The following is a 19,578-nucleotide window of genomic DNA, read 5'->3' as shown; positions in this document are numbered from 1 at the left end:
AGAACCCTATGCGGGCCTTGGAAATCGCAGCGGCTGGAATGACTGCGCAGCAAACACGAGTTGAGGTGATCTCAAACAACCTCGCGAACATGAGCACGACGGGGTTTAACCCACGCCGCGCGGAATTCGCTGACCTTCATTACCAACAAGCCGTTCGCCCCGGCACGATCAACGCGAGCGATGGCACAGTGCTGCCAACGGGCGTCCAACTGGGGCTCGGCGTGCGGGCAACATCGGTCACGGTCATGTTGCAGCAAGGGTCATTGGCGGCAACGGGCGGCGATTTGGACCTCGCGATTGAGGGCGATGGATATTTAGAGGTGACGCTACCCAACGGCTCCTCTGCATTCACCCGCGACGGGGGGCTGAAACGAACGGGCGATGGGTTGATCGTGACCTCCGACGGCTATCCCGTGCAACCCGAAGTCACGATCCCGAGTGATGCGCGATCAATTTCGATCAACGCCGAGGGCGAGGTTTACGCCTATTTTTCCGACCGCGTGGACCCAGAGCTATTGGGTCAATTCACCCTGTCAGGCTTCACCAACCCCAAGGGGCTAGAGGCGCTGGGCAGCAACCTTTTTGCCGAAACCCCCGCCTCTGGACCCGCATTGGTTACAACGCCGGGCCAAGACGGGCTGGGCGTCCTGCGCCAAGGCTACCTAGAGGACAGCAGCGTCGATGCGGTGAAAGAAGTGACCGACCTCATCGAGGCGCAACGGGGCTATGAGCTGAACTCCAAGGTGATTTCAGCAGCCGACCAAATGCTTGGATCGATGGTGCAAATCCGATGATCCGCTTCGCCCTTATCCTCTGTGCGCTGCCCGTTCAGGCGGAAACGGTCTTTGCTATGCGGACCATTCCGCCGCAGACGATCATCACAGCCGCCGACCTAGACCTGCGCGACGACGTGATCCCAGGTGCAGCCCGCGCGACCGACGAATTGATCGGAATGGAAGCCCGCGTCGCGCTCTATGCGGGGCGCCCGATCAGCCCGACCGATGTAGGTTTTCCAGCCGTGATCGAGCGGAACCAGATTATCCCGCTGATCTACGACGCGGGCGTTATTCAGATCACGACCGAGGGTCGATCGCTCGAACGGGCGGAACCGGGGGCGGTGATACGGGTGATGAACCTAAGTTCGCGAACCACCGTTTCTGCCCGTGCCGGACTGGATGGAGCCGCCTATGTCAGCCAGTAACCGTCTGATTTTATGTATGATTGTCGCAGGGTGTTCGCCGTTGGAGCGTACGGGTCGGGCACCTGATTTCACGCCACCAGTGACCACATCCGAATACACGGCCATGATGACCCCTGCCCTTCCGATGGTCGCCGAACTGCCCGCTCGCGAGGTTGATAGAGCGTCGCTTTGGACTGGAGATCGCGGGTCGCTACTCGGTGATCGACGGGCGATGCAGCGAGGCGATATTCTGACCATCGTCATCGAAATTGATGACAGTGCGCAGATTTCGAATTCCACTGATCGGTCGCGGTCGGCAAGTCAGGACATGGGGATCGAAAACCTTTTTGGTTTGCCCCAGCGGGTTGATCCGCATTTGCCAAACGGGGCGTCTCTGGGGTCTGCGGTAGGTCTGAATTCGAATTCATCCGCCCAGGGCGACGGGTCCGTTCGGCGTCAAGAAAAGCTCACACTGCGTATCGCTGCCACGATCACGGACGTCCTCCCGAACGGCGTTCTAGCGATCCAAGGCAACCAAGAGGTTCGCGTGAATTTCGAGATGCGCGAACTTCTGGTAAGCGGATTTGTTCGGCCCGCCGACATCACCCGACAAAACGAAATCACCTATGACAAGATCGCCTCCGCCCGCATTTCCTATGGCGGTGAGGGTCAGATCACCGACATGCAGCAGCCGCGATACGGCCAGCAAATTGTCGAAACACTCTTGCCATTTTGAGGTCGATCATGAAGCCATTCATCCTCCCTATCGCATTTGTTTTGGTTGGCGGCGGAGCAGGCGCAGGGGCAGGCCTCGTGCTCTCACCGAAAGCGGAAACCACACATGAGGCCCCCTCTGAAGTCCACGAGGCTGCCGATCCTCACGCGGCACCGACCGACCACGGCGTCGAATATGCGAAGCTGAACAACCAATTCGTCGTGCCCGTCGTCCGCGATGGCACAACTCGCGCAATTGTCGCGTTGAACCTCTCGGCCGAGGTGGTGAGTGGTGGGCAAAGCGAGGTTTTCGCGGTCGAACCAAAGCTACGAGACGCGCTCTTCGCGGCCTTGCTCGACCACGCGCGAATGGGCGGATTTGACGAGGACTACACCGACGGGGAAAACATGCACCTGTTGCGTGATAGCCTGCGTCGAACAGCCGTTTCAGTCCTGCCAGAGACGATTACGGACGTGATGATCCTGGACGTGACACGAATGGAAATCTAACGACGCGGTTTTGTGCGTTCGACCAACTCCTGACATACCTGATCCCGGCCGAAGGCCCGCGCGAGCGTCGCGCGATGGCCGTCTTGTTCCGCTAGATTTCGGGCAAGGTCGATATTGATCGACCGTCGGCGGCTGTCCGCCCAAGCTTGATAAAGTGTATCAGCAGCCGCTTGCTGCGCAACACCGCTCGCAGGATCAATGGTCAAATCAGACAATGATTTTCTCAGGTTGGCCTCTTGTCTGCGCAAAATTGCCATACGAGTTTGCTCGGCGGCAAGCACCATTTGCGTGAGCGAGGCAAGCCGTTTCGTCTGTTCATAGTCGTTCATCGGCGTGCCTTTTTGCGGATCACTTCAGCAAATCGGATTGCGGCGGCGACCGCGCGATATTGGTCTGGTTTGATTGAGTCACCGATGTCGCAGGACGCATGGATCGCACGGGCTGTCGGAGGGTCTGACCGAATTGGCACTGCATTTTCGTTCGCCACCTGCCTGATCCGCGCGGCGATTTCATCCATACCCTTCGCAACAACAATCGGGGCCTGACCGGACGTAGGATCCCACTTGAGCGCGACGGCATAGTGGGTCGGGTTCACCATCACCACGTCGGCTGTTGCTGTCTCGACCAGCATCTTGTTCATCGCGATGTCGTAGCCCCGCTGACGCCGCTGCTGTTTCATCGCAGGGTCGCCGTCTGTCTGCTTGGTTTCCTGCTTCAAATCCTCGCGTGACATCATGTTTTTGCGACGATGTTCTGCATGTTGCCAAAGGAGGTCACCGCCCCCAATTGTGAGCGACGCAACGACGACAATTGCGATCAATTCGACCACCAAACCCGCCATTTCAGTTGAAATTTGGCCAGCATCGAACAGCATTGTGTCCGTCAATCGGTCAAAACGCGCCGCGAGGTAGGAACCCAAAATAACACATAAAATTATCAATTTTGATGCTCTTTTCGCAAATTCGAATAATCCTGAACGTCCGAACTTATTCTTTGCGTTTGAAAGTGGCGAAAGCCGAGAGAACTTGGGAGCTATTTTTTCGGGCGCAAACACAATCCCGCGCTGGGCAATCAATCCCAGCAACACAAGGCAGGCGGGTGGCACTAAAAGTGCCGCAATCATGCCGAAGATTGGTGCAGAAACTTGAATCAATATAGGTGCCGCGCTGCCGTGCAATATATCAGTCGATAGAGTGTCAGATCGCCCCAAGAGAGAGGCGAGCGTCGCGCCAAACGTCTGGATGATGCCCGCGCCAAATACGAGGACAGACATTAGAATGCCGCTATAGGAGAGGGCCGTGGTTAGGTCGGTCGACGATGGGATTTCACCGCGTTTTCGTGCCTCATCGAGCCGCTTTTGAGTCGGCTCATATTGTTTTTCGCTGTCGTCTTCGTCGCTCATTCAAAAACACCAGTAAGCAGCAGATCGAAACGGGTCCACCACAGATGCAGCATGATGGGGGCAGTGACCAAGAGGAGCAGCATACCCCCTGCCGTGATTGCGGGCGCACCTACGAAGGACACCATCAACTGAGGCATCGCGCGATTGATGAAGCCAAGGGTGATGTTGTAGATCAGCGCCCCGACAACGAACGGCGCGGAGAGGCTAAACGACAAGGCAAAAGCGCCTGCGATTTGCGTCAAACCTACGTCGAGAAGCACATCGGCAGAAATAATTTCTCCAATTGGAACAATGCCGTAGGTCGTCATGACATAGGTCGCCAAGCGAACATGAAGTCCCATCATACAAGCAAGGGCGAGCCCCGCGAGCACAAGAATACGACCCATCACAGGCTGTGGATCGGCGCCCGCCGTTCCACCGAAAATCTGCGATAGAGACGTCGATTGTGCGGCGATGGTTCCAGCCATTTCTAGCGCATGGACCATGAAACGAAGACAGAGGCCAAAGAACAATCCAGCGACCACTTCGGTCGCAAGGATTGGCAGAAAACCAAGAGGGGCAATGGGCATGGAGGGGGCTTGAACGGCTGGTGCAACCACCGATGTAAAGGCAATCGCGGCCCCCAATCGGACTCGCATCGGGACCATCTGTTCACCAAACGCCGGAAGGACGGCGGACATTGCGCCTATTCGGAGGAACACAACGAACCCAGACCACAACATTGATTGAGGCAACGCCACTATGTCTGTCATGCAGCGACCAATCCGACGATAGCGGGGCGTGCTTCGAGTCCGATTTCTTCGAAGCTAAAAACCGGATTTTGGATACCTTTTGCCCGCATCACGGTGCGCAAAAACCTGCGACGACGGGTTGAGGTAACGACCGCGGCTTGGGTGCCCGCTTCGGCTACTTTGTTCACCTTTTCAGCGATGGCCGAGGCAAGTCGATTGAACACCTCGGGCGGAAGTGCCACGTCGCCGCGATCCCCGCTCATTTGATAGGTCGAAAACGCGTCTTCCCAATCGGGCGACAGCTGGATCAGCGGAATGGTTCCGTCGGCACGCCGATAGTCGGCAATGATTTGAAAGCCCAACCGCTGCCGAACGTGTTCCACGATTGCCTCAACAGGGGCCTGCGGGGTTCGCGCTTCGGCAATCGCTTCGAGGATGAGAGGCAGGTTTCGGATCGATACGCGCTCTTCGAGCAAGAGGCGAAGGACGGACAGCAAAAGGTCAATCGGCGCGCGATCCGGCACCAATTCATCCAACATTTTTCGGTTCGCATCCGCGCGAGGACGGTCGGTCAGATTAACCATTTCATCCAGAAGCCGACGCAACGTTCGGAGCGTCATCAGACGCGGGAAGTTCCGCTTTACCGTTTCCAAGAGATGCGTCGCGAGGACTTCAGTCGGAAGAACAGTCGTCATCCCCTCCATCGCAGCGGTTTCCTGATCCTCGCGGGCGATCCAGCGGGCAGGTGCGCCGTAGACGGGTTCTTTAACATCCTCGCCGGCAATCGCGACGGGCGCTGGACCAGACAAAAGCGCCAGCACTTTTTCAGGGCGGAGCGTATCGCGCACTTGTTCCACACCTTGGATGCGGATCGCATAGCACCCTTTGGCGAGCGCAGCGTTATCGGTCAGGCGGATTTCGGGCAGAACCATCCCAAATTGGGTGGCCACATGCTGCCGCATATTGGTAATCCGCGCATCCAAACCAGTCGCTGGGTCCAAAACGATGTCGACCAGATCACGGGCAAAATCGATGTGAATATCGTCGAGGTCCAGCACGTCACCAAGCGAGGTCGTCGGCGGAGGAGACACAGCTTCAGCCTGTTCGACCTCAGTCGGTTTGGCCCGTCGCGCCACGAGATAAGCGCACCCGCCGAGAACCAGCGCGCCCATCATAAACGGTAAGAATGGCAGACCAGGCACCAAACCAAACAGTCCCATCAGAACCGCGACCGTGCCCAACGCCGCAGGGTGCCTACCAAGCTGCGCAACGATGGCCAAATCTGTTGCCCCAGTTGCACCACCACGGGCGAGCAAGAGCGCAGAGGCAATCGAAATAATCACCGCTGGAATTTGACTAACCAAGCCATCACCGACAGTGAGAATGGCATATGTTTCAATAGCTTGACCGAACGGCATCCCATGTAGAACGACCCCGATGATCAGCCCCATGATCAAGTTCAATGCCGTAATCAAAAGTCCCGCAACCGCATCGCCTTTGACAAACTTCGACGCACCATCAAGCGAACCAAAGAACGTCGTTTCCGCCTGTTCCGTTTCACGGCGGGCGCGGGCTTCGGCGTGGTCAATCGCTCCTGCGCTCATGTCGCTGTCGATGGCCAACTGCTTGCCCGGCATCGCGTCGAGTGCAAAGCGCGCGCCGACTTCGGCCATGCGGGTTGCACCTTTGTTGATCACCACAAAATTGACGATCAGCAGCACGCCAAACACCACGAGGCCCAGCAGGACCGATCCGCCCATGACGAAATTGGCAAAGCCTTGGATAACCTGACCCGCGGCGCCCGTTCCTGTGTGGCCTTGGCCGATGATCAGTTTTGTCGACGAGACGTTGAGCGACAGACGCAGCATCAAAGATGCCAACAGAACGGTCGGAAAGGCGGAAAAATCCAACGGTCGTTCGATAAACAGCGTGACCGTGAACATCAAAATGGCGAGCGCAAACGACGCGGCGAGGCCGATGTCCAAAACGATGGACGGCATCGGCAAGATCATCATGACGATCACCGTCATGAGCGCCAAGGCAAACAGCACGGTCGGCTGAAAAATGGCACGCACGTTCAATGCAGACACCAATTTGTTGTGCGATCCATCATCGTGACGCCTTCTGACATCCAAGTTGAGGCAGTCTAGGCGTCGATTGGTTTAGAAATCGTTGCCAGCCAACGTGTGTTCGATCTGGTTGCGAGTATCTGCTGCGCGATCGAGCGCGATACGCACGGAACTTAGATTAGAAAATGATTCTACTGATGCCGATGGAAGCTGCGTGACCCGAACCGCATCCATCTGCGGCGGCACCTCTGATCTAAATCCCATGTCTCGCAACCGTGCCTCCACCATAAGGTGGGAGGGCTCTGCAATCACTGGGGGCAATAAGGTCAAGGCGAGGCGCAGAAACTCAGCGTCGGGCGCGTCTTTGACAAAGGTTTCAATCACGGAGCGCGCGGCTTCTGACTGATGGTCGATCAATGGAAGTCGCTGAATCGCCTCTCGGTAATGCCCCGCAATCGCATGAGCCAAAGCGATATTTGAAGCCAGCTCGCGACCGACGTCGGTTTCCCTCCAGCTGAACTCGGCGGCCTCAGCGATAGCCATGATCGACGGTGCGAGGGGGTACTGATCCGCATTGGACAACTCGACCGCACGAAGGATCGCCTGTGGATCGTCGGGGGCCATCTCTGCAAGGGTTGTCCAGTATTTTAGCGCCACGTCTACGTCGCCCGTTGCTTCGGCGAGTTGCGCGGCAAGTGATGTGGTGTCACGGTCCGAAAGGTCCGCTTGAGAAAGAACCGACCGCGCGGAGGACAAAGCACCTATTTGTATCAATCGCGAGACGTAAGCAGGTGTAAGTTGCACGCGCAACGGATCTGGCAAACGCATAAATCCACGTTCAGTTTGTTCAGAAAGTTGAGCGTTTAGATCAATCAGGAACTGCCAAAACGCACCAAAGTCTGAGCAGTTTTCCGGAATATTTTCAGTTGCTTGCTCCAATTCCGCAGCGACTATGAGGCTCAAGACTGGATCATGATTTTGCATCAAGTGCGCGGCTTGCCTAGCCTCTTCGGGGAAGCCGTAGAACAGGTTCAACCGCACTAAATTACGCAGGGCTTGTTGGTCGATTTCATCCAGTTCCCGACTGATCGTACGACGCACATTGGCAATGTCAGCAGAAAAATCGCCAGTCGCCCCCCAGAGGTTTGGATCGTAGGGATCATGCTCTGGACATTCGGTATCGTGGGCGCTGAAAAGCGAAATACCAGTTGGATTAACCAGACGAACGCCGGCACTTTCAGGCAGGTTTTGAGGTCGCGAAAGAGGAAGAACTTCGGGCGCAGCATCCAGAACCCCAGCGGTGGTCGCTCGGGCCAAAGCGACCGACAAATCGCCTTCGATTTGGGACGGTTCCTGTTGGTGCCTCGGCATCATAAATGGCACGGGAAGCGTTTTTGGCTCAGTCTCAATAAAGACCGGAAGGACCGCCCTGTCCTGCGTGTTCGAAATGTCGATTACGAGGTGACGGTCGACAATGCTGCGCCGAAGAACGCAGTCGCAGGCAAGCCCGAGGGTCAGCGCACTCTCCCTAACCGCGATAGACTCCAAACGATCACGGGGGATTTTATCAAACGTCCGACTGGTATCGAAATCGGCGCCGTCGATGCGCAGAATGGCCTGTTGCCCCATCACCTGAAGATCCCAATTGGCACCGTCAGGCAGCGGAACGACGAGACGGGTAAAGTCAGCATGTTCCCCCCCCTGAACAGGCAAGGTCGCGGCAGACGCCATCGACGACAACAGGACGAATGCGATGGCAAAGCGGATCATGCGGCGTCCTGTTTCAAGGTTTTCAGCGCCTCCTCAACTTCGTTGAAATCGGGGCGCGCGTGGCCAGGAATGTTCTGCCGACCCACCTCAATACAAATGTTCGGCGCATGGGCATGAAGGTTCGCGACGAGGACCTCACGAATGAGATTGTAGAAGTGCGCATCATCTTCCAGCACGGTCTTTAGCCGTGCAGCAATCGGCCCCACGAGCCCGTAGGCAAGGAAAACGCCCAGAAACGTCCCGACCAGCGCGCCACCAATCATTTTCCCCAGAATTTCAGGAGGTTGATCGATGGCTCCCATGGTTTTAATCACACCCAAAACCGCAGCCACAATGCCCAGCGCGGGCAGGCCGTCTGCGATGGATTGTAAGGCATGAGTGGCATGCTGATTATGGTGCTGCGTCGCCTCCATCCGCTTTTCCAACACCTCTTCGACCTGATGTGGATCGTCGTAGTTCATCGTGCCAGATCGGAGCGTATCGCAGATCAATGCGACCGCTTCTTTGTCCTTCTGAATTTGGGGGTATTTACCGAAAATCGAGGAATCCTGGGGGGCCTCAATATGAAGTTCCAATGCCACGGGGCTGCTGCGGGCAACGCGGATCAATTCGAACAAGAGACAGAGCATATCGCGGTAGTCGCCATGCTTCCACTTAGGGCCCTTGAATGATCGCACTACCCCGCCCATCGTTGCCTTGATCGAGGCGAAATCGTTGGACAGAACGAATGCACCGAGCGCCGCGCCGCCGATCATGATCATCTCGAACGGCAAAGAATGCAGGATGATCGACATTTTTCCGCCCGCGAGGGTGTAGCCCCCAAAGACCATCACAAAGATGATCACAATGCCGATCACGCCAATCATCGATTCGTCCTTTTCGCAGTGTCGCCGCTAGTTTGCAGCGAGAGGGGTTAAGGACGCGTAACCCTAGTTCGTCGGAACACCGACATGACGCGCGGCCATAGTGACGCTGATCGCATATGCTGTTTCTGGCTCTAGTCCTGCCATGATCAAAGCGGCTGCATCAGGGGGCATTCGGATCAGGAACCCAGCGGCAAAGGCGGGTTCCATTTGAGCAAAGAGATCGGCGGCGTCACGTGGTTTCATATTCGCGTAAACCGTTGTGAGTCTTTCGATATCTCGGTCCGCTGCTCCATCGGCAAGGGCCAGCGTTGCCGTCAAACTCTCCTCTGCTCGGCGCAGTTCGTTTAGCCGCGCTGTGATCTCTGCCTCTGCCTCCGCGACGGTCGTTTCGCGAGCATTCAGTCGATCTTCGCGAGCGTCCAGGTTCGCCTCACGCACGGCGAAAGCGGCCAGAACTTCTTCGGCTTCTTGCGCGGGTGGACAGGCAACGGGCAAAGCGGACGTATCCGCAAATGCAAACGGCACCTCTATTTCCGCGCCCACACGTATAACCGCAGAACAAAGGAACAGCGCGCTGAGCGTAGCTAGCGTGCCGCGCCGTCTCATGCGTGCGGGCCTTCGGATCGACTGTAAAATGGGCTGAACGACTGTGCTGGCGGTTTGGGCAAATCATGCATGGAGGCCAACAGAAGCTCTAACCGTTTGGCTGCCGCCTCTGCACGCGTGCTGACGTCACTAAGCGTCGCAACGCTATCGCGCGCTGATCCACGCGCATGAGAGAGCGCCTTTTCCAGATCATCGACCTGCGCCGATAGGACCGCAACGGCCCCGCCAACACCGTTCCGAAGGTCGTTAAACCGCGACAGTCGGCGAGATAGAACGTGACAGTAGAGTCCCGCTCCAATCGCGGCGGCGAAGAGTAAAATGTCAGAGATTAGGTCCATTCTGTCCCTCTTAGTTCAATACAAATTCCATGATCAGCAAGTCCCGAACGGCACCGCCCCCGACAACGATTTCAATGCGCCGCAAGAGGTTCGCACGAAGCCGTGGCAGGGCATTCGGATTGGCAAAATCGGTCGGCTGAACGGCGCGCAGGTAGGAGTTCATTACGTCGATAATCCGAGGCCGCAACGCGGCGACAGTTGCCGCTTGATCGGGCGCGACCTCTAGCTGAGCCGTGAACCGCAAGAGCGACGCGCCATCACCGTTAATCGAGATCAATAACGGGTCGAGCGGTACGAACGTCACGGAACCAGCATCCGTTTGGTCCCCGTGATCGCCTCCATGGTCAGCACTCACCTCATGTGAATCCGACTTGGAACTCGACATGCCCGAGCTGACAACATACCCGCCGCCCGCCGCCAAAATACCAAGGACCAGCCCGATCAAAAGCGGGAGCTTTGACGATTTAGAGGGCGTGTCTGTAACGGCGGTCATGGTCGGCTCCGATTATCAACTCATCGCCGTTTTAGCAGCCAGTCACTAACCGATTGTTAAGACCAATGAGGCAAAGATCGGACCAAACAGGCAGAATGCCGGAGGCGATAGTGACCCCGTTTGAGACATTGAAAACATACGTAAAAACCTATCGGTCTTGGGTCACAGGCGGTGCGAGTGTCCTTGTTTTTGCGTTGATTCTGTTGCTCGCCCGAGGGGTGGGAAGTGCTGATATGGCCTTGCTCTATTCTAGCCTCGACGACCAAACGGCGGGCGAAGTCATTGCCGCGCTCGAAACCCAAGGCGCGACCTACGAGGTGCGTGGCGCGTCGATCTTTGTGACTGCGACAGAGCGTGACATCCTCCGCCTTCAACTTGCTGGAGAGGGGCTGCCGCGCGCGACGACGCAGGGCTATGAACTGCTCGATTCGCTGTCAGGATTCGGTACAACGGCACAGATGTTTGACGCCGCCTATTGGCGTGCCAAAGAGGGCGAGTTGGCACGAACGATCCTCGCCAGCCCCAATATTCGCGCCGCCCGCGTTCATATTTCCAGCAGCAATGCCCGCCCGTTCGGACGCACTGCGGATGTTTCGGCGGCCGTGACCGTCACGACCAATGGGATGACGCCAGCAGCAAAACAGGTGCAATCCCTGCAGTTTCTAGTCGCCGCCGCCGTTGCGGGTCTGTCGCCCGACGACGTTGCGATTATCGATAGTTCAGGTGGATTACTCAGTGGCGAAATCAATGACTTTGGCAACGACCGCGCGGCGGCGTTGCGGGACAATGTTTTGCGTTTGCTCGAGGCTCATGTTGGGTTTGGCAACGCCGTGGTCGAGGTGTCGATCGATACAGTCACGGATACTGAACAAATAATAGAACGACATTTTGATCCCGAAACCCGCGTGGCGATCAGCAGCGATGTACAGGAATCCACATCGGCGTCATCGGACAGCAGAGGCGGCGACGTCACCGTCGCGTCGAACCTACCCCAAGGCGACGGCGCGACGGGCGGCGCGTCAAACGGCGAAACCTCACAAACGCGCACGTTAACCAATTATGAGGTGTCGGAGACTCAGCGCGAAATCCATCGCGCCGCAGGTGCCATTCGTCGAATGACCGTTGCGGTTTTGGTTAACGACATGGCGACAGGCGATCCTCGTAGCACTGATGAGCTGACGGACCTGCGCGATCTGGTGGCCTCTGCTGTCGGATTTGATGAGGCGCGGGGTGATGTGATCACACTTCGTTCGCTTCCATTCGAGGCTAACGCGGACCTTGGTGCTGACGCCGTAATTCCAATCGCTCCACCCCTGAATATGATGCGCCTCATTCAGATCGGAGCTCTTGCCCTCGTCACGATCACCATCGGGCTTTTTGTCGTTCGTCCGGTTCTCTTACCCCAGCGTGCCCTACCCGCCCCGAGGGTTGATGATGAGCCTGCAACCATGCCCGAAATGGTTCTGATTGAAAACGCGGAAGACCCCGCCGAACGGCTCAGAAAGTTGATCGGAGAGCGCCAAAAAGAGAGCCTCCATATCCTGCAATCCTGGGTCGATGCCCCTGAACGCAAGGCGGGTGCGTGATGGCAGTTTCTCTTGTTCTGGATTGCTTTGACGCGACAGAAAACGATGCACCAGATCCAGCGCTCTCCGAAGCCTATGATCGCGGGTTCGCGGCAGGTTTAGAATCTAAAAATACTGAAATAGAGTCTAATACTGCAATCCTTGAAGACAACCTAATCGCGGCAATCTCGGACCTTGGGTTCGGCTATGTCGAAGCACGTGCACACCTCACGGACGGCCTTCGCGCGCTATTCGCGGCGATCACAAATCGACTGGTTCCCGAGATGTTAGAGGCGACCTTTGCCGCACATCTCGCGGGCGAACTTTTGGGCCATTGTGAGGCGGCTCTTGCCCGCCCAGTCACCCTCTATTTGCACCCCGACAAAATCGCGGCAGTGGCGCCATTTCTATCCGCCGCGACTGGGCTGACGATCACATGCGTGGGGGAAGAAGCGCTGAGTCCAGCCGAGGCGCGATGGGGCAGCGCAGGTCAAGAAGTAACCTACGACCTCGCGCCTCTCGCAGCCTCAATTCGGACCGCGCTGGACGCGGTTCTGTATGAAAACACAAAGGTAGATAACCATGGCTGACGCCGCATTTCCCGATCACCCCTTACGCACGGTCCCGATGGAGATCACGGTTTCGGTTGGCCGCGCTCGTCCCAAAGTCAGCGACTTGCTCGCCATGGGCGAAAATGACGTCCTTGCATTGGACCGATCCGTCGATGACCCCGTCGAACTCTATATCGGCAATCGATTGATCGCACGTGGCACACTGGAACAAATGGACGGCATGTCGGCTGGTCAATTGGGCGTCCGATTGACCGAAGTCATCGCTCCAAAGAGCGACACACAATGATCCGTTTGGCGATTTTCATTGGTTTAGCCCTTATTGCAGGGCCAGCGGGAGCCCAAGATCAAGCGTTCACGCTACCCGAAGACGGCACATTAGCGCTCAGATCGATCCAGATCATCACGCTGATCACCGTCCTTGGCATCGCGCCCGCCCTCGTGATCATGATCACGTGTTTTCCGTTCATGGTGACGGTGCTCTCCATCCTCCGCCAAGCCATCGGGCTGCAGCAGTCACCCCCAAATATGCTGATGATCAGCCTTGCGCTGTTCCTGACCTATTTCGTGATGGAACCAGTATTTCAATCGGCTTGGACTGCGGGGATTGATCCCGTTGTGAATGGCGACATGGCGTTTGAGGATGGATTTGCTGCTGCGATTCAGCCGTTTCGGACCTTTATGGCAGACCGCATTGATGGCGGAACTTACGATGCGCTTGCCGCGCTGCGCCCTGATGTTGCGATGGGTTTTAACGAGGAAACAGCACCCCTTTCGGTGATGGTTCCCTCATTCATGCTGAGCGAAATTGCGCGGGCTTTTGAGGTCGGATTTCTATTGTTCCTGCCATTCCTCATTATCGATCTCGTGGTGTCAGCGGTCCTTATGTCCATGGGGATGATGATGGTGCCGCCAGCGATCGTATCGTTACCGTTTAAGCTCGCATTTTTTGTGGTCGCGGACGGGTGGAGTCTGATTTCATCGAGCCTAGTTCACAGCTATTTTTAGGCTCTAACAAAGCTTAACGTATGACGAATTCAGCATGAAGCGCACCCGCGGCTTTGATGCTCTTAAGAATGTCGATCATATCGTGAGGTGCGACACCCAGAGCATTTAGCCCAGCAACAACTTCGGATAAGCTCGCGCCATTGCCGACCTCGGCCAATCCCGTTCCAGCCCCCTGGTCGATGTTTGCCGTGGTGCGTGGCACGACCACGGTTTCACCAGGAGCGAATGGGTTCGGCTGTACGGCCATCGGGGTCTCTTGAATACGGAGCGTCAGATTGCCTTGCGACACAGCCACGCGACTGATGCGGACATCTTCGCCCATCACAATCGTACCAGATCGCTGGTCGACAACCACGCGGGCACGCTGTTCGGGCTCAATATAGATGTTTTCAATGCGGCTCAGCGCATGGGCAGGCGACGGCATGTTCGTGGCATCGATGTCGATATGTACCGTGCCCGCATCGAGCATCACCGCGACCGAACGGCCAAATTCGGAATTCACCGCCGCTTCGACCCTTGCGGCGGTTGTGAAATCAGGCGTGCGCAATGCGAGCCGCATGTCAGACAACCCACTGAAATCGAAATCAACTTCACGCTCAACCGTAGCGCCCGATGGGATCACGCCAGAGGTCGGAACGCCTTGGGTCACTGACCCCGCGTCCCCCTCTGCGACGATGCCACCTGCAATGATAGTACCTTGTGCGACCGCGTAAATGTCACCGTCCGCCGCGTTCAGGGGCGTCATAATCAACGTGCCACCCATCAAGCTTTTGGCGTCTCCAATCGCTGAAACGGTCACATCGATAGGGCTACCTGCACGGGAAAACGGCGGCAAACTCGCCGTCACGAGCACCGCAGCTACGTTGCGCGGGCGAAATTGTTCGCCGGTGACATTCACGCCGAGGCGTTCGAGGATGTTAACCATAATCTCTTCGGTAAACGGCGAATTGCGAAGGCCATCCCCAGTGCCGTTCAACCCCACAACCAGACCATACCCAACAAGGTCGTTCGTTCGAACACCGTCAAATTCGACGAGGTCCTTCAAACGAACGGGGGTCGACGTCGCGGGCGAGGACAGCGCCATCAAGGCCGCTGCAAGAAGGGCGCTATATTTCATCGCATGTATCCCGTGAATGACAGGCCCGCGAGGCGCGCCGTGAGGGTGTAATGGGTTTCGAGCTGCAGTTGGACTTGTTGCAGGTTGGTCGCGGTTTCGAACGGATCGGCGTCCGTCAGCGAACTCTGCATAAGTGTGATCGCAGCCTTTTGGGCAGTCAGCCGCGCGGACTGGTCTTCAACGCTTTGCTCGGCTAATCCGACCTCGCCTTGAAGTCGCGCAATCCCATCCGACGCCGCAAATAGCTGTTCAGACGCAGCCGTCATCATCGCGATTTGGTCATCTGGGCTGAGCCCGATTTCCGAAGCAATTGCAGCCGTAACAACCGCTTTAACCGTAGCTCGGATGGCATCGTTGTCGGCTCTGGCTGGATTGGAAATTATGCGGTCAGCGCCTAGTCTGCGCGTCTGAAAATCGCCTGTGTCTCCCATATAGCCGATCGCTAGAAACCCCGCGGGATCATCAAACCATGCGTCGATTGCGGCAATTGGGTCGGACGACATTTGAGCGACCCCAGCCACAGCAGAGATGATGGTGTCTGCATCTGAGAGAGCTGGAACATTGGTTGCGGATCCCGCAAAGAGACTACGCCCTGCGAACCGGGTATTTAGACTCTGTATAAGGCTATTTAGAGTCTGTTTTGCGGAACTGGATACCGATTCAACATCGTCCGGACTGCTGGACTCTGTGATCATCATTGCAGACGATGACAGGTCGCCGCGCATCGTTTCGACCTCTGCCAAGACGGTCTGGACGGCAGCCAAGTGGTGGGCCGTTTCAGTGTTTGCCATTTGAAATGACACGATCCGCCGTAGGTCATTATCGGCACTGACGATCCGTGCGGTGTCACCCGACAAATGCCGCGTTACGTCTCGAACTTTGCCCGATGAAAGCTCTTCAGACAGTGTGTTCATCCGAGATTTGATGTCGGTGTTTTGGCGTCGGGTCGCAAAGTGTTGCGCGAGGTCCCCAATGGTCGTCATTCCCACGTCAGAGCTCCATCAAGGTTTGGACCATACTGTCGATGGTCTGGATAAGCCGCGCGTTGGCCGCGTAGGCCTGTTCGATCACCATCAGCGATTGAAGTTCGTGATCAGTATCAACACCATTCGCGAGTTCAGCGCTCCTCAAGGTGTCCCATCGGGCCGTGGCAAAGCTGACGCGATCCTCGGCGTCGAGGCGGGCAGAGCCGACTCTGGACACTAGTGCGGCCGCATGTTCAGCTGCGGATCGGGCCGTGCCGCCATTGATTGAGCGATTTTCAAACATCGCATCGATCTAGCGGTTGATCTGGGTCGCGTCGCCAACGGGTCCTTGCGTCGTGGCGCCAATACCGTCTCTAACGCGCCAGGGTTCTTGGTTAACGGTCGCATTCACAGCAATTCGGCCAGCGAGGCCCACATTATTGGTGCCGTTCGAGAATGCGCCGACATCGGTCAGAAGGCCCGCAGCACCCGTCGCAAGGGTCGGGTCCGCTGACCCCTTCAGACGCGTCATCAGATCGCCCGCAATGGCGTCGAGGTCGGATTGCACGGTGACAAAGGTGTCGTCGCGCAGGGTAAACGAGACGCTCAGCGTTCCGCCCGACAGTCGGGACATCGCAGTTTCTGATAGGGGGACACCGTTTTGGGAGAGGCCCGACAAACCGCCCGCCTCTTGGGTCATGTCTGCCGTAATGATAGGCGACCGATCGAAGGAGAATTCCGCCGCTTTGCCGTCGATCAAGGTCAAACCTGACGTCGTGGTTAACGCGATGCGCCCGTTGCCTCGGTCCATTTCACGAAGTGGCACGAAGCCAGAAATCCGGTCAATAATGACCTGACGCTGATCCATGAGGGCGGAGGCATCGACAGATCCCGTACGGACGATATCGCTGTTCAATTTCTCGATCTGTTTGAGCGACAGGTTCAGCGTATCGACCTGTTCGGCGATACTGGCATCCGCCTCTTGGCGAAGGGACTGAATACTGTCGCTCTGTCGGTTCAAGGTCTCGGTGACGGAAGCTAGTTTGTTAACCACATTGGTGAGCCGCACGTCTGACGACGGGTCAGAGCCCGCTTCGATCAAAGCAGCCTCAAATTCAGCGATCCGCGACGACAGCGAACCGTCATCATCCGCCGTCCCAATAATAGCTTCGAGCCGAGTTAGGGTCTGTGCTCGGCTACTTGCACCGTCGAGTTCGGCATCGGCCAAACGGCGATCAGACAGAACAGCGCGATCCACATATCGATTGATCCCGATGATCTGCACACCAGCCCCGCGCCCGCCGACATTCGACGCCGTGACCTCTAGCTCACGACAGGCGTAGCCTTCGGTCAGGGCGTTCGCGACGTTCGAAGACACGATCTCTGCGCGACGAGACGCAGCAGTCATGCCCGAAATAGCGTTGGCGAGGGAATGGGTCAGGCTCATCTAGCGTCACCGTTTGATGTTCGTGGTCTCTTGGAGCATTTCGTCCACGGTCTGGATCACTTTGGCGTTCGAGGAATAGGCCCGCTGGGTTTGGATCAGTTCAGTCAGTTCCCCTGCCACATCAGTCGAGGATTCCTCGCGTGCATAGGCCACGATGTCACCCGTCGGACCATCGCCTGCGTCCCAAAGGAAGAATGATCCGCTGTCGGGCGTGGGTCGGTAGCTCTGGTAATCGAGGGATTCGAGGCCGTTGATATTCGAGACATCGACGAGCGGAATTTGGTAAATCACCCGCGTGATCCCAATGTCGAACGCGGCAGAGACAAAGCCGTTTGCATCGACTTCGATTGAGGTCATATTGCCAACGGGTGTGCCATTTTTCGACACTGATACGGGCTGAAAAGCATCGGAAAGTTGCGTCAGACCTCCAGAAGTGCCCAGAATACCAAGGTTCAGATCCATTGGCCCGCCGTTCACGTTCAGGCTTATGTACCCGTTGGTCCCATCGTAAGCGCCACCCAAAACGGGAGTGACCGATTTCAGCGTTCCGCCAGCGCCGCGCGTGTCGTCGAAGGTCAGGTTATATTCGCCGACAATCGCATTGGCAGATGCACTGTCGCGCACGACCATTGTCCATGAATTGGACGAGCCGCTTGCAGGCACGATCGGCCCGAATTCGATGGTGAGGCTCTCTGATTTACCTAGGTTGTCGAAGTATTCGACCGATAGTTCTTCGGTCTCTCCGACGGCGGAAGAGTCCGTAGAAGTCGCGGGCAGGTTCACCGCGAGATCGACATAAGTCGTCGCCTCGCCCGCGAATTGGTTAGTGTTGATTTTGACAGGTTCCAGCCCGTCCGCCGTGTCGCGTGGATAGGTCGGAATGGTTCCATCGGTATTTGCGGGCCATCCCATGAGGATCAGCCCGCTCGACGTGGTGAGATACCCGCGATCATCGGTGCTAAACGACCCCGTCGTGGTCAGCATCATCGGGTGATCACCGTTATCGACGTTCACCGAGGCTTCGGTAGTGACAGGCAACATACCACGCCCACGAACGGCCAAGTCAGTCGCGCTCGACGTGGAGACAAGTGCGCCGCGCTGATCGATCAAACGCGTATTCGTTGTGCGCACGCCGCCGGCAGAATAGGTGCCTGTGCCTGTCTCAATCACCATGGAATGAAAGTCGGTCACGGCTCGTTTGTAACCATAGGTCGAAGAGTTCGCGATGTTGTCAGAGATCGCAGCCAGTCGTGTCGCGTTCGCGGCCAAACCCGCAACGGAAGCATTGAGCGAAGATGAAATCGTCATACGAAGCCTTTCTGCATCGGGACAATGATTTCGCCCAGAATACCCGCCACCTCTTAACAGCCGCCTAACGCAGCGGACCGCGAAGCAAGATGACCTCGAGTCGATTGTTCCGCAGGGCTGTCGGTATCGGGTCCGCAGGTTCGCGATCCGCATGACCTGTCACGCGGCGGAGCCGTTCTGGTGGCAAACCCGCCCCTTCGAGCAGGGTGCGGAAAATCGCGGCATGATCTGTGGACAACTGCCACACGGGATTGTCTGCGATGACTAGGGGCCGCGCCGCGACATGCCCTTCGATTGCGATGCCGTTTGTCACCATCGTAGCAACACGGGCGATGACCTTCGCCAGCTCCTGCGTTGTTTCGGACGGGCTCACACCATCGAACAGTGGCGCCTCCGGAACATCGAAGAGTTCGATGACAAGGCCCTCGTCGGTGATGCGGGTCACGACGTGACGCATCATGCGGTCTGATAGCAGAACCTCGCCGCCTTGACCGATCAGAATGGTTTCGAGCTCCTCAAGCGCAGCCACATCGGGAGGAACGGCCCCGCCATCCCCCCCGAGATCAGGAGTGCCGCCGTCCCCTGATTTGATAAACGTATCGCGTGTCGCGATGTCTTCACCGCCAAACATCCCCTCGCCGCCCGCAGACACCTGACTGAGCGGGATTGAAGGCGCAAAATAATCCGCGAGGCCTGTGCGTTGCTGTTCAGACGTGGAGTTCAGAAGCCACATCAGCATAAAGAACGCCATCATCGCGGTCACAAAATCTGCGTAGGCAACCTTCCAAGCGCCGCCGTGATGACCGTCACCGGCCACGACTTTTTTGCGCTTAATGATCACCGGCGCGTTCGATTGAACTGCCATCTCATCCACCTTTATTCACCCACGATCAGGGCTAAGGGGAGAGGTTTAACAGGCC

23 protein-coding genes are annotated in these 19,578 nt (G+C 57.0%); 8 read left to right on the top strand and 15 right to left on the bottom strand.

Features of this window, described 5'->3' with window-relative positions:
• Positions 1 to 8: 8 nt before the first annotated feature.
• Genes flgG through BSK21_RS14705 form a run of 4 tightly spaced genes read left to right on the top strand, consistent with a single transcriptional unit; the run spans position 9 to position 2,404 of the window.
• Positions 9 to 794: a flagellar basal-body rod protein FlgG gene (gene flgG / locus BSK21_RS14720; protein ID WP_067551845.1), complete on the top strand. Its 786-nt coding sequence runs from the start codon at positions 9 to 11 to the stop codon at positions 792 to 794.
• Complete coding sequence (gene flgA / locus BSK21_RS14715) at positions 791 to 1,201, top strand: flagellar basal body P-ring formation chaperone FlgA (RefSeq protein WP_067551842.1); 411 nt, start codon at positions 791 to 793, stop codon at positions 1,199 to 1,201. Before flgG ends, flgA begins: the two co-directional genes overlap by 4 nt.
• Positions 1,188 to 1,916: a flagellar basal body L-ring protein FlgH gene (gene flgH / locus BSK21_RS14710; protein WP_067551839.1), complete on the top strand. Its 729-nt coding sequence runs from the start codon at positions 1,188 to 1,190 to the stop codon at positions 1,914 to 1,916. The genes flgA and flgH overlap by 14 nt, the downstream gene beginning before the upstream one ends.
• Positions 1,917 to 1,924: 8 nt before the next feature.
• Positions 1,925 to 2,404, top strand: a complete 480-nt coding sequence (locus BSK21_RS14705; RefSeq protein WP_067551836.1) for a hypothetical protein — start codon at positions 1,925 to 1,927, stop codon at positions 2,402 to 2,404.
• Here BSK21_RS14705 and BSK21_RS14700 read toward each other — a convergent pair.
• From BSK21_RS14700 to fliL, 9 genes are all read right to left on the bottom strand, one after another.
• Positions 2,401 to 2,733, bottom strand: coding sequence for a hypothetical protein (locus BSK21_RS14700; RefSeq protein WP_067551835.1), 333 nt, complete (start codon positions 2,731 to 2,733; stop codon positions 2,401 to 2,403). The two genes, BSK21_RS14705 and BSK21_RS14700, sit on opposite strands and share 4 nt — an antisense overlap.
• Entirely contained in the window at positions 2,730 to 3,806 is a 1,077-nt protein-coding gene (locus BSK21_RS14695) for a flagellar biosynthesis protein FlhB (protein WP_067551834.1), read from the bottom strand. Before BSK21_RS14695 ends, BSK21_RS14700 begins: the two co-directional genes overlap by 4 nt.
• Positions 3,803 to 4,558 (bottom strand): flagellar biosynthetic protein FliR, encoded by a 756-nt coding sequence (locus BSK21_RS14690; protein ID WP_156529615.1) that lies wholly within the window; start codon positions 4,556 to 4,558, stop codon positions 3,803 to 3,805. Before BSK21_RS14690 ends, BSK21_RS14695 begins: the two co-directional genes overlap by 4 nt.
• Positions 4,555 to 6,627, bottom strand: coding sequence for a flagellar biosynthesis protein FlhA (flhA, locus tag BSK21_RS14685; RefSeq protein WP_074039075.1), 2,073 nt, complete (start codon positions 6,625 to 6,627; stop codon positions 4,555 to 4,557). Before flhA ends, BSK21_RS14690 begins: the two co-directional genes overlap by 4 nt.
• 72 nt (positions 6,628 to 6,699) lie before the next feature.
• Positions 6,700 to 8,376, bottom strand: coding sequence for a hypothetical protein (locus BSK21_RS14680; protein ID WP_067551832.1), 1,677 nt, complete (start codon positions 8,374 to 8,376; stop codon positions 6,700 to 6,702).
• Complete coding sequence (gene motA, locus BSK21_RS14675; RefSeq protein ID WP_067551829.1) at positions 8,373 to 9,242, bottom strand: flagellar motor stator protein MotA; 870 nt, start codon at positions 9,240 to 9,242, stop codon at positions 8,373 to 8,375. The genes BSK21_RS14680 and motA overlap by 4 nt, the downstream gene beginning before the upstream one ends.
• Before the next feature lie 63 nt (positions 9,243 to 9,305).
• A complete protein-coding gene (locus BSK21_RS14670) occupies positions 9,306 to 9,848 on the bottom strand; it encodes a MotE family protein (RefSeq protein ID WP_082959468.1) in 543 nt (180 codons plus the stop codon).
• Complete coding sequence (locus BSK21_RS14665; RefSeq protein ID WP_067551823.1) at positions 9,845 to 10,186, bottom strand: hypothetical protein; 342 nt, start codon at positions 10,184 to 10,186, stop codon at positions 9,845 to 9,847. The genes BSK21_RS14670 and BSK21_RS14665 overlap by 4 nt, the downstream gene beginning before the upstream one ends.
• Before the next feature lie 10 nt (positions 10,187 to 10,196).
• The gene (gene fliL / locus BSK21_RS14660; RefSeq protein WP_067551820.1) at positions 10,197 to 10,679 is read right to left on the bottom strand and encodes a flagellar basal body-associated protein FliL; all 483 of its coding nucleotides are present in this window, start codon (positions 10,677 to 10,679) and stop codon (positions 10,197 to 10,199) included.
• A 233-nt stretch (positions 10,680 to 10,912) separates the two neighbouring features.
• On the opposite strand from fliL, the gene fliF reads away from it, so the two are divergent.
• The 4 genes from fliF to fliP are packed head-to-tail and all read left to right on the top strand — an operon-like array spanning position 10,913 to position 13,821.
• Positions 10,913 to 12,265, top strand: a complete 1,353-nt coding sequence (gene fliF, locus BSK21_RS14655; RefSeq protein WP_232230440.1) for a flagellar basal-body MS-ring/collar protein FliF — start codon at positions 10,913 to 10,915, stop codon at positions 12,263 to 12,265.
• On the top strand, positions 12,265 to 12,834 hold the full coding sequence (locus BSK21_RS14650; RefSeq protein ID WP_067551817.1) for a hypothetical protein: 570 nt from the start codon (positions 12,265 to 12,267) through the stop codon (positions 12,832 to 12,834). Before fliF ends, BSK21_RS14650 begins: the two co-directional genes overlap by 1 nt.
• Complete coding sequence (locus BSK21_RS14645) at positions 12,827 to 13,102, top strand: FliM/FliN family flagellar motor switch protein (protein WP_067551814.1); 276 nt, start codon at positions 12,827 to 12,829, stop codon at positions 13,100 to 13,102. The genes BSK21_RS14650 and BSK21_RS14645 overlap by 8 nt, the downstream gene beginning before the upstream one ends.
• Complete coding sequence (gene fliP / locus BSK21_RS14640; protein ID WP_067551811.1) at positions 13,099 to 13,821, top strand: flagellar type III secretion system pore protein FliP; 723 nt, start codon at positions 13,099 to 13,101, stop codon at positions 13,819 to 13,821. Before BSK21_RS14645 ends, fliP begins: the two co-directional genes overlap by 4 nt.
• Positions 13,822 to 13,834: 13 nt before the next feature.
• Here fliP and BSK21_RS14635 read toward each other — a convergent pair whose 3' ends face one another.
• From BSK21_RS14635 to BSK21_RS14615, 6 genes are all read right to left on the bottom strand, one after another.
• Positions 13,835 to 14,938 (bottom strand): flagellar basal body P-ring protein FlgI, encoded by a 1,104-nt coding sequence (locus BSK21_RS14635; protein WP_067551808.1) that lies wholly within the window; start codon positions 14,936 to 14,938, stop codon positions 13,835 to 13,837.
• Positions 14,935 to 15,921 (bottom strand): flagellin, encoded by a 987-nt coding sequence (locus tag BSK21_RS14630; protein ID WP_067551805.1) that lies wholly within the window; start codon positions 15,919 to 15,921, stop codon positions 14,935 to 14,937. Before BSK21_RS14630 ends, BSK21_RS14635 begins: the two co-directional genes overlap by 4 nt.
• Positions 15,922 to 15,928: 7 nt before the next feature.
• Positions 15,929 to 16,207 carry a flagellar basal body rod C-terminal domain-containing protein gene (locus BSK21_RS16220; RefSeq protein ID WP_231924831.1) on the bottom strand — a complete coding sequence of 93 codons (279 nt, stop codon included), beginning with the start codon at positions 16,205 to 16,207 and terminating at the stop codon, positions 15,929 to 15,931.
• A gap of 9 nt (positions 16,208 to 16,216) precedes the next feature.
• Positions 16,217 to 17,350 carry a flagellar hook-associated protein FlgK gene (flgK, locus tag BSK21_RS14625; protein ID WP_231924830.1) on the bottom strand — a complete coding sequence of 378 codons (1,134 nt, stop codon included), beginning with the start codon at positions 17,348 to 17,350 and terminating at the stop codon, positions 16,217 to 16,219.
• Between the two features lie 6 nt (positions 17,351 to 17,356).
• Positions 17,357 to 18,658 (bottom strand): flagellar hook protein FlgE, encoded by a 1,302-nt coding sequence (locus BSK21_RS14620; RefSeq protein WP_067551802.1) that lies wholly within the window; start codon positions 18,656 to 18,658, stop codon positions 17,357 to 17,359.
• A gap of 64 nt (positions 18,659 to 18,722) precedes the next feature.
• Positions 18,723 to 19,523, bottom strand: coding sequence for a flagellar motor protein MotB (locus tag BSK21_RS14615; RefSeq protein ID WP_067551799.1), 801 nt, complete (start codon positions 19,521 to 19,523; stop codon positions 18,723 to 18,725).
• Positions 19,524 to 19,578 lie beyond the last annotated feature (55 nt).

The sequence above is a fragment of the Marivivens sp. JLT3646 genome (genome assembly GCF_001908835.1).
Lineage (GTDB): Bacteria > Pseudomonadota > Alphaproteobacteria > Rhodobacterales > Rhodobacteraceae > Marivivens > Marivivens geojensis.
Note: the sequence above shows the minus strand (reverse complement) of the source record. Positions and strands in the feature narration are given on the sequence as shown.

Excerpts from the sequence above, each read along its gene's own strand:
- flgG (WP_067551845.1), top strand. The coding sequence starts at position 9 with ATGCGGGCCTTGGAAATCGCAGCGGCTGGAATGACTGCGCAGCAAACA.
- flgA (WP_067551842.1), top strand. The coding sequence starts at position 791 with ATGATCCGCTTCGCCCTTATCCTCTGTGCGCTGCCCGTTCAGGCGGAA.
- flgH (WP_067551839.1), top strand. The coding sequence starts at position 1,188 with ATGTCAGCCAGTAACCGTCTGATTTTATGTATGATTGTCGCAGGGTGT.
- BSK21_RS14705 (WP_067551836.1), top strand. The coding sequence starts at position 1,925 with ATGAAGCCATTCATCCTCCCTATCGCATTTGTTTTGGTTGGCGGCGGA.
- BSK21_RS14700 (WP_067551835.1), bottom strand. The coding sequence starts at position 2,733 with ATGAACGACTATGAACAGACGAAACGGCTTGCCTCGCTCACGCAAATG.
- BSK21_RS14695 (WP_067551834.1), bottom strand. The coding sequence starts at position 3,806 with ATGAGCGACGAAGACGACAGCGAAAAACAATATGAGCCGACTCAAAAG.
- BSK21_RS14690 (WP_156529615.1), bottom strand. The coding sequence starts at position 4,558 with ATGACAGACATAGTGGCGTTGCCTCAATCAATGTTGTGGTCTGGGTTC.
- BSK21_RS14680 (WP_067551832.1), bottom strand. The coding sequence starts at position 8,376 with ATGATCCGCTTTGCCATCGCATTCGTCCTGTTGTCGTCGATGGCGTCT.
- motA (WP_067551829.1), bottom strand. The coding sequence starts at position 9,242 with ATGATTGGCGTGATCGGCATTGTGATCATCTTTGTGATGGTCTTTGGG.
- BSK21_RS14670 (WP_082959468.1), bottom strand. The coding sequence starts at position 9,848 with ATGAGACGGCGCGGCACGCTAGCTACGCTCAGCGCGCTGTTCCTTTGT.
- BSK21_RS14665 (WP_067551823.1), bottom strand. The coding sequence starts at position 10,186 with ATGGACCTAATCTCTGACATTTTACTCTTCGCCGCCGCGATTGGAGCG.
- fliL (WP_067551820.1), bottom strand. The coding sequence starts at position 10,679 with ATGACCGCCGTTACAGACACGCCCTCTAAATCGTCAAAGCTCCCGCTT.
- fliF (WP_232230440.1), top strand. The coding sequence starts at position 10,913 with ATGGCCTTGCTCTATTCTAGCCTCGACGACCAAACGGCGGGCGAAGTC.
- BSK21_RS14650 (WP_067551817.1), top strand. The coding sequence starts at position 12,265 with ATGGCAGTTTCTCTTGTTCTGGATTGCTTTGACGCGACAGAAAACGAT.
- BSK21_RS14645 (WP_067551814.1), top strand. The coding sequence starts at position 12,827 with ATGGCTGACGCCGCATTTCCCGATCACCCCTTACGCACGGTCCCGATG.
- fliP (WP_067551811.1), top strand. The coding sequence starts at position 13,099 with ATGATCCGTTTGGCGATTTTCATTGGTTTAGCCCTTATTGCAGGGCCA.
- BSK21_RS14635 (WP_067551808.1), bottom strand. The coding sequence starts at position 14,938 with ATGAAATATAGCGCCCTTCTTGCAGCGGCCTTGATGGCGCTGTCCTCG.
- BSK21_RS14630 (WP_067551805.1), bottom strand. The coding sequence starts at position 15,921 with ATGACGACCATTGGGGACCTCGCGCAACACTTTGCGACCCGACGCCAA.
- BSK21_RS16220 (WP_231924831.1), bottom strand. The coding sequence starts at position 16,207 with ATGTTTGAAAATCGCTCAATCAATGGCGGCACGGCCCGATCCGCAGCT.
- flgK (WP_231924830.1), bottom strand. The coding sequence starts at position 17,350 with ATGAGCCTGACCCATTCCCTCGCCAACGCTATTTCGGGCATGACTGCT.
- BSK21_RS14620 (WP_067551802.1), bottom strand. The coding sequence starts at position 18,658 with ATGACGATTTCATCTTCGCTCAATGCTTCCGTTGCGGGTTTGGCCGCG.
- BSK21_RS14615 (WP_067551799.1), bottom strand. The coding sequence starts at position 19,523 with ATGGCAGTTCAATCGAACGCGCCGGTGATCATTAAGCGCAAAAAAGTC.